The 14754-nt window shown below is 67.7% G+C and carries 18 protein-coding genes; 8 read left to right on the forward strand and 10 right to left on the reverse strand.

Going from position 1 to position 14754, the window contains the following annotated elements:
- The 6 genes from NN2_RS31055 to NN2_RS31080 all read right to left on the reverse strand — a co-directional run bounded on the left by NN2_RS31055 (position 1) and on the right by NN2_RS31080 (position 3432).
- Positions 1-516 carry an Asp23/Gls24 family envelope stress response protein gene (locus tag NN2_RS31055; protein WP_063018336.1) on the reverse strand — a complete coding sequence of 172 codons (516 nt, stop codon included), beginning with the start codon at positions 514-516 and terminating at the stop codon, positions 1-3.
- Positions 517-614: 98 nt separating this feature from the next.
- Entirely contained in the window at positions 615-935 is a 321-nt protein-coding gene (locus tag NN2_RS31060) for a hypothetical protein (RefSeq protein WP_063018304.1), read from the reverse strand.
- A complete protein-coding gene (locus NN2_RS31065) occupies positions 932-1312 on the reverse strand; it encodes an Asp23/Gls24 family envelope stress response protein (protein WP_063018306.1) in 381 nt (126 codons plus the stop codon). Before NN2_RS31065 ends, NN2_RS31060 begins: the two co-directional genes overlap by 4 nt.
- Positions 1309-1893 carry an anti-sigma factor family protein gene (locus NN2_RS31070; RefSeq protein ID WP_063018308.1) on the reverse strand — a complete coding sequence of 195 codons (585 nt, stop codon included), beginning with the start codon at positions 1891-1893 and terminating at the stop codon, positions 1309-1311. The genes NN2_RS31065 and NN2_RS31070 overlap by 4 nt, the downstream gene beginning before the upstream one ends.
- Complete coding sequence (locus tag NN2_RS31075) at positions 1884-2450, reverse strand: RNA polymerase sigma factor (protein WP_082857409.1); 567 nt, start codon at positions 2448-2450, stop codon at positions 1884-1886. Before NN2_RS31075 ends, NN2_RS31070 begins: the two co-directional genes overlap by 10 nt.
- 160 nt (positions 2451-2610) lie before the next feature.
- Entirely contained in the window at positions 2611-3432 is an 822-nt protein-coding gene (locus tag NN2_RS31080) for a helix-turn-helix domain-containing protein (protein ID WP_030515542.1), read from the reverse strand.
- A 102-nt stretch (positions 3433-3534) separates the two neighbouring features.
- Here NN2_RS31080 and NN2_RS31085 point away from each other — a divergent pair, with 102 nt between their 5' ends.
- Positions 3535-4074, forward strand: a complete 540-nt coding sequence (locus tag NN2_RS31085) for a YceI family protein (protein WP_063018310.1) — start codon at positions 3535-3537, stop codon at positions 4072-4074.
- 112 nt (positions 4075-4186) lie between these two features.
- Here NN2_RS31085 and NN2_RS31090 read toward each other — a convergent pair whose 3' ends face one another.
- Positions 4187-5065 carry a helix-turn-helix transcriptional regulator gene (locus NN2_RS31090; RefSeq protein WP_063018312.1) on the reverse strand — a complete coding sequence of 293 codons (879 nt, stop codon included), beginning with the start codon at positions 5063-5065 and terminating at the stop codon, positions 4187-4189.
- 70 nt (positions 5066-5135) lie between these two features.
- Here NN2_RS31090 and NN2_RS31095 point away from each other — a divergent pair, with 70 nt between their 5' ends.
- The 3 genes from NN2_RS31095 (at position 5136) to NN2_RS31105 (ending at position 8954) form a co-directional block, all read left to right on the forward strand.
- Positions 5136-6797, forward strand: a complete 1662-nt coding sequence (locus tag NN2_RS31095; protein WP_063018314.1) for an AMP-binding protein — start codon at positions 5136-5138, stop codon at positions 6795-6797.
- Entirely contained in the window at positions 6797-8500 is a 1704-nt protein-coding gene (locus tag NN2_RS31100) for an AMP-binding protein (RefSeq protein ID WP_063018316.1), read from the forward strand. The genes NN2_RS31095 and NN2_RS31100 overlap by 1 nt, the downstream gene beginning before the upstream one ends.
- 262 nt (positions 8501-8762) lie before the next feature.
- The gene (locus tag NN2_RS31105; RefSeq protein WP_030515537.1) at positions 8763-8954 is read left to right on the forward strand and encodes a hypothetical protein; all 192 of its coding nucleotides are present in this window, start codon (positions 8763-8765) and stop codon (positions 8952-8954) included.
- Between the two features lie 128 nt (positions 8955-9082).
- Here NN2_RS31105 and NN2_RS31110 read toward each other — a convergent pair whose 3' ends face one another.
- Positions 9083-10090, reverse strand: coding sequence for an AraC family transcriptional regulator ligand-binding domain-containing protein (locus NN2_RS31110; protein ID WP_030515536.1), 1008 nt, complete (start codon positions 10088-10090; stop codon positions 9083-9085).
- 220 nt (positions 10091-10310) lie between these two features.
- Here NN2_RS31110 and NN2_RS31115 point away from each other — a divergent pair, with 220 nt between their 5' ends.
- Positions 10311-10703 carry a VOC family protein gene (locus tag NN2_RS31115; protein WP_082857410.1) on the forward strand — a complete coding sequence of 131 codons (393 nt, stop codon included), beginning with the start codon at positions 10311-10313 and terminating at the stop codon, positions 10701-10703.
- Here NN2_RS31115 and NN2_RS31120 read toward each other — a convergent pair.
- A complete protein-coding gene (locus tag NN2_RS31120) occupies positions 10685-11425 on the reverse strand; it encodes a helix-turn-helix domain-containing protein (protein ID WP_063018341.1) in 741 nt (246 codons plus the stop codon). The genes NN2_RS31115 and NN2_RS31120 overlap by 19 nt on opposite strands.
- A gap of 145 nt (positions 11426-11570) precedes the next feature.
- On the opposite strand from NN2_RS31120, the gene mscL reads away from it, so the two are divergent.
- Entirely contained in the window at positions 11571-12032 is a 462-nt protein-coding gene (mscL, locus tag NN2_RS31125; RefSeq protein ID WP_063018320.1) for a large conductance mechanosensitive channel protein MscL, read from the forward strand.
- A gap of 20 nt (positions 12033-12052) precedes the next feature.
- Here the strand turns inward: mscL and NN2_RS31130 are convergent, their stop codons facing one another.
- The gene (locus NN2_RS31130) at positions 12053-12625 is read right to left on the reverse strand and encodes a TetR/AcrR family transcriptional regulator (RefSeq protein ID WP_063018322.1); all 573 of its coding nucleotides are present in this window, start codon (positions 12623-12625) and stop codon (positions 12053-12055) included.
- A 129-nt stretch (positions 12626-12754) separates the two neighbouring features.
- On the opposite strand from NN2_RS31130, the gene NN2_RS31135 reads away from it, so the two are divergent.
- Positions 12755-13771 carry a serine hydrolase gene (locus NN2_RS31135; protein WP_063018324.1) on the forward strand — a complete coding sequence of 339 codons (1017 nt, stop codon included), beginning with the start codon at positions 12755-12757 and terminating at the stop codon, positions 13769-13771.
- Between the two features lie 191 nt (positions 13772-13962).
- The gene (locus NN2_RS31140; protein WP_063018326.1) at positions 13963-14724 is read left to right on the forward strand and encodes a 3-hydroxyacyl-CoA dehydrogenase; all 762 of its coding nucleotides are present in this window, start codon (positions 13963-13965) and stop codon (positions 14722-14724) included.
- Positions 14725-14754: the final 30 nt, after the last annotated feature.

The following is a 14754-nucleotide window of genomic DNA, read 5'->3' on the forward strand; positions in this document are numbered from 1 at the left end:
TCACTGCACCCGTTCGCGGACCGGCGGCTGATCTTCGTCCTCTTCGATGAAGACGTCGTTGACGTTGATGTTCACCTCGACCACCTCGAGACCGGTCATCTGCTCGATCGCGGTGATGACATTGCGGCGCACCGCGCGCGCCAGTTCGGCGATGGAGACGCCGTATTCGACGACGATCTCCAGATCCACCGCCGCCTGTGTCTCCCCGACCTCGACCGAAACCCCTTGTCCCACACTGGCCGACGCACCGGGGATGCGATCGCGGAAGGCACCGAACGCGCGTGCCGCGCCACCACCGAGGTCGTGCACCCCGCGCACCTCGCGGGTCGCCAATCCGGCGATCTTCTGGACGACAACATCGGCGATGCTGGTGGTGCCCTGTTCGCTGACCAGCGCGCTGCTGGTCCGGGCGGGGGCTTTGGCAGCCGCTCCGCCCTGGCTCGGACCGGCGCCGGTGTCCCTACCCGTCTCGGCCCTGGCGTTCTCCGCGCCCTTACCGGCTGTCGTGCTGGTCATGATTACCTCCAGTTCAGTTCCCTTGCGGTACAGCGGATAACGAACCTGCACTGATACGACCCCGCCGACGGCGAAATGTCACGGGCGAGACCGATGATCTAGGTAACCGCGGCGTCGAAGACGTCCGCGTCCAAATCGGTGACCACGATGCGCAGCCGCGCACCGGCCCACCGGGTGGCGGCCAGCAGCTCACCCACGGCCGCCGCGAGTTTGTCCAGCAGTGGTGGCAGCGGCAGCGCCGAGGCCGTCACCCGGATCTCGACGATCTCCGGGCTCACGTCCACCGCCGAGCGCGGCCCCAGCCGCGGCACCCAATCGGCGAGGGCGACGCCCGGCGGGACGGCCGGATGCAGTCCCGCCACCGATTCGATGGCGGTGACGATCTCGCCGGCCAGTTCGTCCTCGCTCACGGCCGTCACGACGCATCCGGTTGAATGTCCAGAATCGCCACCGACACCGCGTCGACGACCATCCCGGTTTGTTGCGCGACCATCCGGACCACCTCCTGCTGTACCGCCTGCCCGACCTCGCCGACGTGACATCCGCCCGTCACCGACAGGTCGACCTGCACCTTCAGCCAGCCACCGCTGTGACGGACGCGCACGCCCGCGCCGGGTGCGATGTCCTGGCTGCTCCACCACTGCCGCCCCGTCCGGGCGAGGTGGCCGAGCAGACCGAGGACACCGGGCTCGAGCCGCGCCACCCCGGGAACCGAGGTCGCGGCCCGAGCCGCTACTGCAGCGATTACCGCATCGGAGGCGATATATTCCGCTTTCTCCGCGAATCCCGCGCTCACGACTCCTCCTGGTAGACATCCACCACGGTGATGTCGAGCCGCTCGAGCGCCAGACCGGCGCGGGCCGTGGCCGCCGCGCGGACCCGTTCGCGAACCTGCGGAACGACGCGTTCCACCGCGGTGTCGCCGTGCCGGACCGAGATCGAGAGCGAAACCGTGATCGCGTGGCCGCCGTCGGCATCGGGTCCGTGGTCGTCGATGCGGCAGCTGCGAGCGCGCACGCCCGCCACGGTGTCGGCGGCATAGCGCAGCACCGCAGCGATCGCCTGCTCGCTGACCTCGACCGAGCCCTGATGGGGAGTCGCCAGGCTCACCATCCGGCCGCGCCGGACTTCCGCCCGCACCGCGGACATGATCCGGTCGAACATCGCGGGCGGCGGTGGGTCCGGCTCGTCGACGAGTTCACGGGTGGCGGCACGCAGCGTGAGCAGGCTCTCGCGCGCGGCCGCGCAGTGCGGGCAGTCCGATTCGTGTTCGTCGGCCAGGCCCGCCTCCACGGCATCGAGGCGGTCCCAGACCTGTTCGACGCTGCGCCCGCAGGGCAGCGTGTAGTCGCTTTCGGTCAACTCCGTCAGCGCCACGGCTTCATCACCTCCGCCAATTGCGCCCGGGCTCGGGCGATCCGCCCCCGAACCGCGGTGGTGTTGGTGCCGACGATCTCGGCAATCTCCTCGTAGGAGCGGCCGTGCACCTCCCGCAACAGCCAGCAGGCGCGCTGTTCGGGTGTCAGCCGCTGTAGCGCCGCGGTGAGCGCGGCCATCTGGCTGTGCACCTGTGCCGCGTGTTCGGGCTGGGTCGCACGCTGTGGCGATTCGGTGGAATCGGGATCCACGTCGGTGCGGTCCGGCCGGGACCGGATGACGTTGAGGCAGCGATTGGTGGTCATCCGGTACAACCACCCCGAGAACGCGCTGTCGTCCTGCAGTTGAGCCAGGCGACGCCAGGCGGTCAGGAAAACCTCCTGGATGACGTCCTCCGCCTCGGACCGATCGGCCAGCATCCGTGCCGCCAACCGGAACATCGCTCCCTGATAGCGCAGCACCAGTTGCTCGTAAGCCCGGACATCGCCGTCACGTGCCCGCCCGGTCAGGGTGGCGTCGTCCAGCGCTGCCTCGGGTGCCGCTGCCGCCTCGGTCACACAGCACCTCCTCCGCTGCTCGAATCGATAGACACCGGCCGGCAGGAATCCTCACGTTGGATTATGCGTGATCGGTGTCTCACGAGTCGCGGACCGCGGATTCCGTGTCCCGATCGACAGCTGAGCCGACTCGGGCGCGCAAGAATCCTCCGAGCGCGAGTTATTCGTTCACCAGCCGCAGTGCCGGACTGCGCACGGCGCGCCGGTCGACCAGCCACACCTGCACGCTCTGATCGATTGCCGGACTGAGGCTTTGGATCTCGACCTCGACGTCGCCGCGCTGCGGATGCTCGATATGCAGCGCACCGGACCGGAATTCGGTGACCCGGTGTTCCCGCCAGCGGCAGGAGAATTCCGGAAATCGGTGCAATCCCTGGACCAGCGCGTCGAGTCCGGGATCGTCGGGCCAGTGCGTGCGCGCCGAGCGAAGCGTCGACACCATCATCTCCGCGGCGACCGGCCAGTCCCGCCACCGCTGCGGCGCCTCCGGGTGCGCGAAGAAGTAGGTGGCCAGATTGTGTTCGGCGACGTCGTCGAGCAGTCCCAGCGGTTCGGCGAAATCGCGCCATGCCGGATTCCAGGCGAGGATGTCGAGCCACCGGCCCGCCACGAAGGCGGGCGTGGGATGCATGGCATCCAGCACGGCCTGCACGGTGTCGGTGACCTGTTCCCGTGCCTGACCCGAGGATGGGCACTCGCGGGCGTGTTCCATGCCGACGGCGAGATTGCCGAAATGGTGGCGTTCGACCTCGTTGAGCCGCAGCGCCTCCGCCAGCGCCCCCAGCACCGCCATGGAAGGATTGGTGTCGCGACCCTGTTCGAGGCGGGCGAGATAATCGACACTCACCCCGGCCAGCGCGGCGACCTCCTCGCGCCGCAGTCCGGGGGTCCGCCGCCGGCGCCCGGCCGGTAAACCGACATCTTCGGGCTGCAACTGGGCCCGCCGCGCGATGAGAAACTCGCCGAATTCCGATCGTGCCACCACACCATCCTGTATCTGTCCGGGCCTTGTTATCCACGCCCTGCCAGTCCCAGGATAACCGCGGTGTGGCTAACCGGACCATGGTCCGCAAATCTGGTGGACATGACCACTTCCGAGCAGACCACTCTCGCTACCGGTTCCTGGGCCCTGGACCCCGCCCACTCCTCGGTGAACTTCACCGTCCGCCACCTGGGCATCTCCAAGGTCCGCGGCCGCTTCAACAACTTCGAGACCAGCTTCGTCGTGGACGCCTCCGGCGCGGCCACCATCGAGGCCACCATCTACCTCGACTCGTTCGACACCGGCAACTCCCAGCGTGACGAGCACGTCCGCAGCGTCGAGCTGCTCAACGTCACCGAGCGCCCCACCCTGCACTTCAAGGCCGTCGAGCCGGTGCGGGTCGCCGAGGAGTTCGAGGTCACCGGCGAGGTGACCCTCGGTGGCGTGACCAAGCCGGTCACCCTCGACGTGGAGTGGGGCGGCCTGCAGCAGTTCCAGGACGGCAGCCGCCACGCCGGATTCACCGCCACCGGCACCATCAAGCGCAGCGAATTCGACGTCGCGCCGGCCCTGCCCACCGCCATGCTCAGCGACAAGGTCGCCATCGAGCTCGACATCCAGCTGGTCGAGCCGCAGGCCTAGTCGACACCGACCACGGTCACACCGCCGCCGCGGCGAGCGGAACACAGCACCTGCCGGTCCGGATTTCCGGGCCGGCAGTCGCGTATCCGGGGCCGGATCACCGCCCGCGGCATCACGGCAGCAGCCCGCACCGCCGTGCCCGGACCACCGCCTCGTGCCTGGTGTGCGCGCCGAGTTTCGTCATCGCACCGCGCAGATAGCTCTTCACCGTTTCCGGGCGCAGCGAAAGCCGCTGTGCCGCTTCACCATTGGTGCAACCGAGGGCCACATACGACAGCACGTCCAGTTCGCGCGGAGACAGTGCGGGCGCGGAGTCCGCGGCCACGGTCTCCTCCGGCCCGCCCATCAACCGCACCAGGGTGTCCGATACCGCGCGCAACCGCTTGCGCGCCTCGGCATCGGTGAGTGTCTGCGCGATCCCGCGCACCTCGGCGTGCAGATCCCGAAGCTGTTCCGCGACAACGGCATCCGGCGCGAGTCCGGTGGTGACCTCGGAGGTCCCGCGCGTCGCCTGCAGGCGCAGCCGCCGGTCCACCTCGTCGCGCACCGCCAGCTCCACGGCCAGGCGCCGGCTCGACCGCAACACCAGCTCGGCGATCCGATCGCCGATCGGCCCCGGTTCGCGACTGGCGACGTAGAGTACGGCCCGGGAACTCCCGTCCACCACGACCGGTACCCCGACCACCGCGCGCAGTCCCTCCATCGACACCGGACCGTCGTAGTGATGGGTGATGGTCGCCGCCGCCCGGTAGTCCGCGACCGATGTCGGACGCCGGCTGGCCACGGCCGCACCGCCCACCCCCGAGGTGGGGGATACCACCAGTCCGCGCATCGCGGCGGTGCGCGTGCCGAAGAACTCGCTCAGGATCAGCGCCCCGTCGCAGACCTCGCCGCCGAACACCACCGGCATCCCGGACAGGGCCGAGACCTGCCGCAACTCGGCCCGCAACGCATCGACGTCGCGCGGGCGGAGCAGATCGGCGGAGGCCATCGGCGCTACCCCTTTCCGGGGGTGGTGGAGAGCAAAGTGTGACGTGAATCCTATATGTGTGAGCGCGAGTATGGGCCGGGTCCGGCCGGTCAGTTATACGCACGGGGTATGGGATGCACCGCTACTGGGCGAGACGATCGGGGCCAATCTCGATCGCACGGTGGCCATCCACGGTGATCGAGACGCACTCGTCGACCGGGTGACCGGAGTGCGCTGGAGTTACCGCGAATTCGCCGCCGAGGTCGATGCCGTGGCACTCGGTCTGCTGGAGGCGGGGATCGGCAAGGGCGATCGGGTCGGCATCTGGTCGCCCAATCGTGCCGAATGGACGCTGGTGCAGTTCGCCACCGCGAAGATCGGCGCGATCCTGGTCAACATCAATCCGGCCTACCGCAGCGAGGAAGTGCGCTACGTGATCACCCAGGCCGGGATCCGGATGCTGATCTCGGCGCGAGAGCACAAGAGCTCGAACTACGCCGAGATCATCGGCCGGGTGCGGCCCGAATGCCCGGATCTGGAGCAGGTGGTCCTGTTCGACAGCGCCGAATGGGAGGCGCTGGTCGCCGCCGGCCGCGCCGCCGATCCCGCGCGCCTGGCCGAGGCCGGAGCGCGACTGGCCGCCGACGATCCGATCAACATCCAATACACCTCGGGTACAACGGGTTTCCCCAAAGGCGCGACGCTGTCGCACCACAACATCCTCAACAACGGCTATTTCGTCGGCGAATTGTGCGGCTACACCGAGGCCGACCGGATCTGCATCCCGGTGCCGTTCTACCACTGCTTCGGCATGGTGATGGGCAATCTGGCGGCGACGAGTCACGGTGCGGCCATGGTGATTCCGGCGGCTTCCTTCGAGCCGAGGGCCACGCTCACCGCGGTCGCCGAGGAACGCTGCACCTCGCTGTACGGGGTGCCGACGATGTTCATCGCCGAACTGGCCGATCCGGACTTCGAATCCTTCGACCTGAGTTCGCTGCGCACCGGCATCATGGCCGGCTCACCGTGCCCGGTGGAGGTGATGAAGCAGGTGATCGAGCGGATGGGCATGGCGGAGGTGTCCATCTGCTACGGCATGACCGAGACCTCGCCGGTGAGCACTCAGACCCGCCGCGACGACACCATCACCCAGCGCACCGCCACGGTCGGCCGGGTGGGACCACACCTCGAGATCAAGATCGTCGATCCCGACACCGGACTGACCGTTCCGCGAGGTGAGCCGGGCGAGCTGTGCACGCGCGGATATTCGGTGATGCTCGGCTACTGGAACGATCCGGACAAGACCGCCGAGGCGATCGACGCCGCCCGCTGGATGCACACCGGGGATCTGGCCACCATGGACGACGACGGCTACGTCGCGATCACCGGCCGGATCAAGGACATGGTGATTCGCGGCGGTGAGAACATCTACCCGCGCGAAATCGAGGAATTCCTCTACACCCACCCCGACATCCTGGACGCCCAGGTGGTCGGGATCCCGGATCCGAAATACGGCGAGGAATTGGTGGCCTGGATCCGGATGCGCGAGGGCGCAGCCACATTGGACGCGCAGACGCTGGCCCAGTTCTGCGGCGGTCGCCTGGCCTATTACAAGATTCCGCGCCACGTCCACGTCGTCGAGGAATTTCCGATGACCGTCACCGGCAAGGTGCGCAAGGTCGATATCCGCGCGACCTCGGTCCGCCTGTTCGGCGTGCCGGAGCAGGATCAGCAACAGACAGGAGAGCAGTGATGACGTCCAACACCGAGTTGTATCGCCAGGCGCGCGACCGGCTGGTCGAGCTGGCGACCGACTACGACACCGCGGTGCGGACGTTCCACTGGCCCCGGCTGACCGGCGAATTCAATTGGGCCGTCGACTGGTTCGACGTCATCGCGCGCGGCAACGACCGCACCGCGCTGTGGATCGTCGAGGAGGACGGCAGCGAACTGCGGGTGAGTTTCGACGAGATGGCGCAGCGCTCGGATCGGGTGGCGACCTGGCTCGCCGAACTCGGTGTGCGCCAGGGTGACCGGGTGATCCTGATGCTGGGCAACCAGGTCGAGCTCTGGGAGTCGATGCTCGCCGTCGCCAAACTCGGTGCGGTGGTCATGCCCACCACGGGTGCGCTCGGGCCGGCCGATCTGATCGACCGGATCTCCAGGGGCGCGGTGCGTTTCGTCATCACCAACGCCCGCGACACCGCGAAATTCGACGAGGTCCCCGGCGACTATCGGCGCATCGCGGTCGGCGGTCCGGTCGAGGGCTGGCACGACTACGCGGAGGCCGCCGAGGTGGAATCGGCGGGCCCCTTCCCCGCCGTGACGCAGGTGGGCGACGAACTGCTGGTCTATTTCACCTCCGGCACCACGAGTAAGCCGAAGATGGTGCAGCACAATCAGACCAGCTATCCGGTCGGACATCTGAGCACCATGTACTGGATCGGCGTCCGACCGGGCGACGTGCATCTCGCGATCAGCGCGCCGGGCTGGGCGAAACATGCCTGGAGCTGCTTCTTCGCGCCCTGGATCGCCGAGGCGACGATCTTCGTCTACAACTACGGCCGGTTCGACGCCGAGGCGCTGCTCGGTCAGCTCCGCCGCGCTGAGGTCAACACCTTCTGCGCGCCGCCGACGGTGTGGCGCATGCTGATTCAGGCCGACCTCGGCGAGCGCCCGGCCGGCCTGCGCGAAATCCTCGGCGCCGGTGAACCACTCAACCCCGACGTGATCGCACAGGTGGAAAACGCCTGGGGACTGACCATCCGGGACGGATTCGGGCAGACCGAGACGACGCTGCAGATCGCCAACACCCCCGGGCAACCGGTCAAGGCCGGCTCGATGGGCCGCCCCATGCCCGGGGTGCCGGTGGTGCTGGTCGACCCCGTCACCGGCGCGCCCGCCGAGGAGGGCGAGATCTGCCTGGATCTGAGCGCCCACCCGGTCAACCTGATGAACGGTTACCTCCAGGACCCGGAACGCAATGCGGCGGTGATGGAAGGCGGCTACTACCACACCGGTGATGTGGCGGCGCGCGACGACGACGGCTACATCACCTATATCGGCCGCACCGACGACGTGTTCAAATCCTCCGATTACAAGGTTTCCCCGTTCGAACTCGAGAGTGTGCTGATCGAGCATCCGGCGGTCGTGGAGGCCGCGGTGGTGCCGCAGCCCGACGACACTCGCCTGGCCGTACCCAAGGCGTATGTCACGCTGGCCGCCGGCTGGAAGCCGGACCGCGAAACCGCAAGGGCCATCCTGGAATACGCGCGCGATCACCTCGCACCGTATCTGCGGGTGCGGCGGATCGAGTTCACCGAACTGCCCAAGACGATCTCGGGCAAGATCCGCCGCGTCGAGTTGCGGCAGCGCGAGGAGGCCGCCCATGCCGCCGGCACCGGGATCGCACAGGAATTCCGCTACGAGGATGTCCTCGCGCAACCGACCGGTTAGTGGTTCGCCACGGCTTTGCCGATGAGTTGCTCGCCGCCGGACTCTTGCCGGCGGCGCTACACTTTCGATGAAAAGTTTGGTCGAAACCGCCTGCGGGTACAGAATTCTCACGCAGATTCCTCGCGGCCGTCAGAATGTGAAAATGGCACATTTGCCCGGATGTGGCGCGTTCGGCGCTGGCCCGAATGTGACAGCGTGACAAGACTGACAAAGTACGCGCAGCGCGTTCCGGATGTGTAGTTACGACCGATGGGAGAGCACCGTGTTGTACACCTTCGAAACCGCCACCCAGTACGTGATCGCCGAACTGGAGGCCAAGGGCACGGCGACCCGCGAGGACTTCGACGTACCGGCCATCGTCGCCACTTCCCACGCCATCGCCGAGAGCTGGGATTTCCAGGCGCTGGACCGGCATACGTTCTGGAGTATCGCGGCGAGCAATCTGCGGGCATAGCGCGGCCCGCGGTGCCGCTCGATCACCCACCCCGGCGTCGGTCGCTTCCCACGCACGCCGAGGCCGGTGATCGAGCGAAGCGCTCCGCGGCCACGCCTGCCCCGCGATCAGGGGCCGCATCCGGTGAATCAGGCCTGGCAGTCGGCCGATCCCGCAGTGCGCGTGTGCGCCACCATCGACCAGCGCCGCGCCGCACGCCGCATCGAGCCGGCGTCCGCATAACCGAGCAATGCCGCCTGCCGCTCCCGGCTCAGCGGGCCCGCGGCCTGGGCCCGGGCCAGGCGGGCTCGATCCAATTCGCGCCGCCACGTGGTCCCGGCCTCGGACAGCCGCCGCTGCAGGGTGCGTGGACTGATGGCGAGCCGCCGTGCCACCTGCTCGAGCGATACCTCACCGTCGGTGAAGGCATCGGCCAACGCCCGCGATACCCGCTCCGGCCAGGCCGAGGCCAGCGGCGGTGGTGGCGGCAACGCGGCGGCCAGCGGTTGCAACACCTCCGCGAGCACCGGATCGGCGGTGGTCAGCGGCAGATCCATATCGGCCGACCGAAAGGTCATCGAATCCACCGGGGCACCGAATTCCACCACCGCCGAACCGAATACCTCGGCGAACGTCTCCCGGCGACGCGGAGCCGGCTGTCGCAGGGATACCCGGACCGGGTCGAACGGCGCGGCCACCACGCGGCGGGCGCGGGTCAGCACGGCGACCAGTCCCCACAGCTGCACCAGTTCGCGCCCACGCCCGTCGCCCTCGATCATGTCCAGGTACAGCGTGGTCTCGGCCTCGTTCTCCACCACCAGATCGAAGCGATGATTGGTGGTGACCGCGGTGACGTACGGGCCACAGGTCGCCAGTCCGGCGCCCACGGTCGGCGCGCTGGCGAACAGATAGTCGTAGAGCCGCGTGGCGGCCAGCTGATATCTGCTGGCGACGTGCAGCGCTACATCGGGATCGTCGAGCCAATTCTCACCGATCTCCCATAACCGGGAAAAGACCCGCGCGGGCACATGAACGCCTTCGCCGGCCAGTGTCCATTCCGGTAGTTCGCATTCGCGCAGCAGTCGGTCACGATCGATCCCGGCGTCGGTCATCTGCGAGATCACGAAACGATGCAGCAATGTCTGGTCGGTACCCATATCCCTCCTGCCCTGATTCGCGTCCCCGAACACGTTGTGGGAAACGCTAATCACTCCGACCAGCGTTTCGACCGAAATTCACTCCGATTGTGGTGGTCAGCACGTTGCGGTAATAGATTGATCCTGGTCACCGGGCCTTCGATCCCGAATTGTGACAAACCCAGCCACGCCGTCCGATTCGTTCAAGACGACACCGGCCGCGGCGCTCTACGGTGACGCCATGGCACCTCAACTCAACGCAATCGGCGTGGTCGTCTCCGATCTGACGGCCGCACTCGACTTCTACCGGCGACTCGGTCTCGAATTCGGCGAGGTCGTCGGTGGTGGGCACGTGGAAGCTCCGCTACCCGGCGGATTCCGGCTGATGCTCGACTCGGAGGAGAACATCGCACAGGACGCCGGCGTCGCGCGGCAGTGGAACGCCGCGGCGGGCCGGATCGGACTGGCCGTCGAATGCGGTTCGGCGGCCGAGGTCGACGCGCTGTTCAACGAACTGGTCGCGGCCGGATACCAGGGGGAGGCAAAGCCCTTCGACGCCGTGTGGGGCCAGCGCTACGCCACCGTGCACGATCCCGACGGCAACGGCGTCGACCTCTACGCGCCGCTGAGCTGATACTCCTCGGCGCGCGCGGCGGCCCCTCGGATACGGCCGGGAGATCGCCCGGTCAGGGCCCGGATCTCCCGGTTCATATGGGCTTGATCCGCATATCCGGCCAGCGCCGCGGTCTCGGCGAAACCGATGCCGGTGCGGCTCAGATCCAGAGCCCGGCGCATCCGCAGCACGCGGGCCAGCATCTTCGGCCCGTATCCGAAGGCCGCGACCGAGAGCCGATGCAGTCGTCGCGCGCCCAGGCCCAGCGTGTCGGCCGTGGCCGCGACCGTCTCCCCCGCGTCCAGCCGGCGCACGATCTGCGCCACCACCGGGTCGGGCGGGGCGGTCACCGCCGCACAGCGCCGGGCCACCTCCTCGAGTCCGCGCAGCGGATCAGGCGCCGCCGCGACCACGTCGGCCATGGCGCGGGCCCGCCGCGACGACCACACCTCGTCCAGTTCGGCCCGGCGATCCAGCAGCTCCGGCGCACGAACGCCGAGCAGGGCCGGAGCCGTACCCGGCGCGAAGCGAATCCCGTACACGGTCTGCGCGGCGGCACCGCTGTGGTAGGCGCGGGTATCCGGCCCGGCCACCAGTAACCGGCCACCGAGCCACAGCAGATCCATACAGCCGTCCGGCAACACCGTGGCCGACTCCCCCGTTACCTGCCGCTGCCATACGATCGCGCCCGTGGACACCCGCGAATGGCGTTCTCGATAAAGCTCCGGCGAATTCTCGGCCACGCAGGAAAGAGTATCGTCCGGCACCGACGGATTCGGATCCGAACACGTGATCGAGCCCACATCGAGTTGCTGCTGGTTCGCTGCTCGCCGTTAGACTGCCGGTCCGAGACAGCGTTGATGTGTTCGGATCGATCGTGAGGCTGAGATGCTCAAAGGGTTCAAAGACTTCCTGATGCGCGGCAACGTCATCGAATTGGCGACCGCGGTGGTGATGGGTACGGCCTTCACCGCGATCGTCACCTCGGTGACGAAGGGAATCGTCGAGCCACTGCTGGCGGTCGTGGGAACCAACGGGCAGCTCGGATTGGGCGTGCAACTGGTCGCCGGAAAACCGGCCACATTCATCGCCGTCGGCCCGATCGTCAGTGCGGGAATCAATTTCCTCATGGTGGCGACGGTGTTGTATTTCGTGCTCATTCTTCCGATGAACACCTTGCAGAAACGGTTCAGCCGCAAGAAGAAGGCCGTCCCGACCCAAACCGAATTGCTGATCGAAATCCGCGATCTGCTCGCGGGCCGGAGCGAAACCGCCACCACCGATGCCGTCGTGGACACCGACGCGACCGAAGCTCAGCGGCGGGTCGCCGAGATGGTCCACGAGCGCTGAGTCGAAATATGTTGTAGTCGTTACTTTTTCGCACCGACGAAGTCGACGGTGGCGACCATCTGCCGGGCCAGCTGTTCGGGATCGGCGCCGCCGAGATCGGAATCGGTGAGCGCGCCCTCGCGCCACAGCGACGCGAAGCCGTGCACGAGCGACCAGGCGGCCAGCTCGGTCGCCGGTCGCGCGGATTCCGCGACACCCAATTGGGCCACCCCGAAACGCAATTCCTCGCCGGATACGGTGCGGGCCGCGATCAGCTCAGGATCGTCGACGCGCAGCAGGTCGTGGCGGAACATGACGTCGAAATGTCCGGGGTGGCGCCGCGCGAAGCGGATGTAGGCGACCGCCATCTCCCGGAAATCGTCACGAGAGCCGCGCAATTCCTCGGCCAGCAGCTCGAATCCGCGGATCGCGAGTGCGGTGAGCAGGCCCTGCCGATTGCCGAAATGGTGAGCGGGCGCGGCATGGGAGACGCCGGCGCGCTGCGCCAGCGCTCGCAGCGACACCGCGTCGACACCGTCGGCAGCGATCTGCTCGGCCGCCGCCGTCAGCAGCGTGGCTCGCAGATCTCCGTGGTGATAGGAGCTCTTGGTCACCCGACGATCGTGGCGCAGGGAACGGGCCCGAGTCCACCAACACGCCCGAAAGCGACGGCACGGTGAACCGACAGCGTTCTACCAACCGGCCCTCGAGCTGCACACAGCTGCGCGCGGTTTCTGGAAGATATGAGCATTCCGTCCGGTCGTCCGCGCCGGTGCGCACTGGCTGTCGCGGCATTCGCTGTCGTACTCGCGATTTCCGGGATCGCGGTGGTTCGTATAGCGACCGGAACCGCCGCGGCACATCCCGGTTCCGCCGCCGTCGGCGTGGTGACGGCCACGGTCGGCGCCGTCGCGCCGGCGGCGGCCGGTGCGACCACCGCTGCGGCCCAGCCGATTTCGCCGAACACGCCGGCGCAGCAGATGCAGAATGCGATCCTCGCCGCCGAACCCGGCAGTCGGGTGGGGATCGACGTGGTCGACACCACCACCGGGACCACGCTCGCAGGACTGAACACCGATCAGCAGTTCTACACCGCGTCGGTGGTGAAACTGCTGATCGCCCTCGACGAGCTGAAAAGCGTGAACTGGCAGCCGGATTCGGATACCACCGCCCTGCTGTCGCAGATGTTGTCGGCCAGCGACGACGATATCGCCGACGCGCTTTGGGACACCGGCGGTGGCCCCGACATCGTCTCCCGTGTCGCGGCGGACATCGGTCTCGGCGCCACCGAGCCGCCGGACGATCCGGCCCAGTGGGGCGAAACACTCACCACGCCGGCGGATGTGGTGCGGATCTACCGCTACATCGGTTCCGAGATCCCGCAGCCGGCGCGCGATCTGATCCTCACCGCCCTGCATCGGGCGAGTGCCACCGCCGCCGACGGAACCGATCAATACTTCGGCATCCCCGACGCCCTCATCGGGACGGACTGGGCGATCAAACAGGGCTGGATGACGCTGGACGACTCCACGACGCTGAATACGACCGGTCTGGTGTCCGCCGATCCCGCCCAGCCCGGCCGATTCGTGGTCGTCGTACTCACCACCCAGCCCGCCGGAACCGCGTGGATCACCGGCGGCGCGGCCGTCACCGCAGCGGTCGCCGCACTGCGGGAGACCCTGGCCACGACCACGGCGGTTGCCGCCGCTTCCACCGAAACTGTAACATGTTCTAGTATTTGCCCGGCCAGCGATAGATAGCGAACTCGGCAGAACATCCAGGTTGCGCGACCAACCGGAACAACCCGGTGAGATTGCCGTGAGCTGGTATAACCAGAGAACGAACTGCGGATCACCTCCAGCTCCCCAGCGAGCGCGGAGGCGAACCGCTATTTACTTGTTGGTGGTGCGGCGACTAGTCTGACGCCGATACCGATCAGAAAGGACCTCGTATGAAGCTCGAGAATGCGGTCGCCGTGGTCACCGGTGGCGCGTCGGGTCTGGGCCTGGCCACGGTGAAGGAGCTGCACGGCCAAGGCGCCAAGGTGGTGATCATCGACCTGCCGTCCTCCAACGGTGAGGCGATCGCCAAGGAGCTGGGCGACGGTGTGGTCTTCGCCGCGACCGACGTCACCAACGAGGAGCAGGTGAGCGCCGCGCTCGACGCCGCCGCGCAGCTGGGCACCCTGCGGATCGCGGTGAACTGCGCCGGTATCGGTAATGCGATCAAGACGGTCAGCAAGAAGGGCGCGTTCCCGCTGGCCGACTTCACCAAGATCATCAACGTCAACCTGATCGGCACGTTCAACGTGATCCGGCTGGCCGCCGAACGCATCGCCGCCGCCGAGCTCAAGGGCGAGGAGCGCGGTGTCATCATCAACACCGCCTCGGTCGCGGCCTTCGACGGCCAGATCGGCCAGGCCGCCTATTCCGCATCCAAGGGCGGCATCGTGGGCATGACCCTGCCGATCGCCCGCGACCTGGCGAGTGTGAACATCCGCGTGGTCACCATCGCGCCGGGCCTGTTCCACACCCCGCTGTTCGCCACCCTGCCCGAGGAGGCCATCAAGGCCCTCGGCGCGCAGGTCCCCCACCCCGCCCGCCTCGGCGACCCCACCGAATACGCGGCCCTGGCCCGCCACATCGTGGAGAACCCGATGCTCAACGGTGAGACCATCCGGCTCGACGGCGCAATCCGCATGGCGCCGCGCTGATTTCGCGTAGCGAAAGGCCCGGCTTCCGCG

Origin of the sequence: Nocardia nova NBRC 15556 (assembly GCF_001613005.1) — a bacterium.
GTDB lineage: Bacteria > Actinomycetota > Actinomycetes > Mycobacteriales > Mycobacteriaceae > Nocardia > Nocardia nova.

What these genes read in the sequence shown, in the direction of transcription:
- NN2_RS31095 (WP_063018314.1), top strand. Translation starts at nt 5,136, where the DNA reads ATGGGCCGGGTCCGGCCGGTCAGTTATACGCACGGGGTATGGGATGCA.
- NN2_RS31085 (WP_063018310.1), top strand. Translation starts at nt 3,535, where the DNA reads ATGACCACTTCCGAGCAGACCACTCTCGCTACCGGTTCCTGGGCCCTG.
- mscL (WP_063018320.1), top strand. Translation starts at nt 11,571, where the DNA reads ATGCTCAAAGGGTTCAAAGACTTCCTGATGCGCGGCAACGTCATCGAA.
- NN2_RS31055 (WP_063018336.1), bottom strand. Translation starts at nt 516, where the DNA reads ATGACCAGCACGACAGCCGGTAAGGGCGCGGAGAACGCCAGGGCCGAG.
- NN2_RS31115 (WP_082857410.1), top strand. Translation starts at nt 10,311, where the DNA reads ATGGCACCTCAACTCAACGCAATCGGCGTGGTCGTCTCCGATCTGACG.
- NN2_RS31135 (WP_063018324.1), top strand. Translation starts at nt 12,755, where the DNA reads ATGAGCATTCCGTCCGGTCGTCCGCGCCGGTGCGCACTGGCTGTCGCG.
- NN2_RS31110 (WP_030515536.1), bottom strand. Translation starts at nt 10,090, where the DNA reads ATGGGTACCGACCAGACATTGCTGCATCGTTTCGTGATCTCGCAGATG.
- NN2_RS31140 (WP_063018326.1), top strand. Translation starts at nt 13,963, where the DNA reads ATGAAGCTCGAGAATGCGGTCGCCGTGGTCACCGGTGGCGCGTCGGGT.
- NN2_RS31090 (WP_063018312.1), bottom strand. Translation starts at nt 5,065, where the DNA reads ATGGCCTCCGCCGATCTGCTCCGCCCGCGCGACGTCGATGCGTTGCGG.
- NN2_RS31100 (WP_063018316.1), top strand. Translation starts at nt 6,797, where the DNA reads ATGACGTCCAACACCGAGTTGTATCGCCAGGCGCGCGACCGGCTGGTC.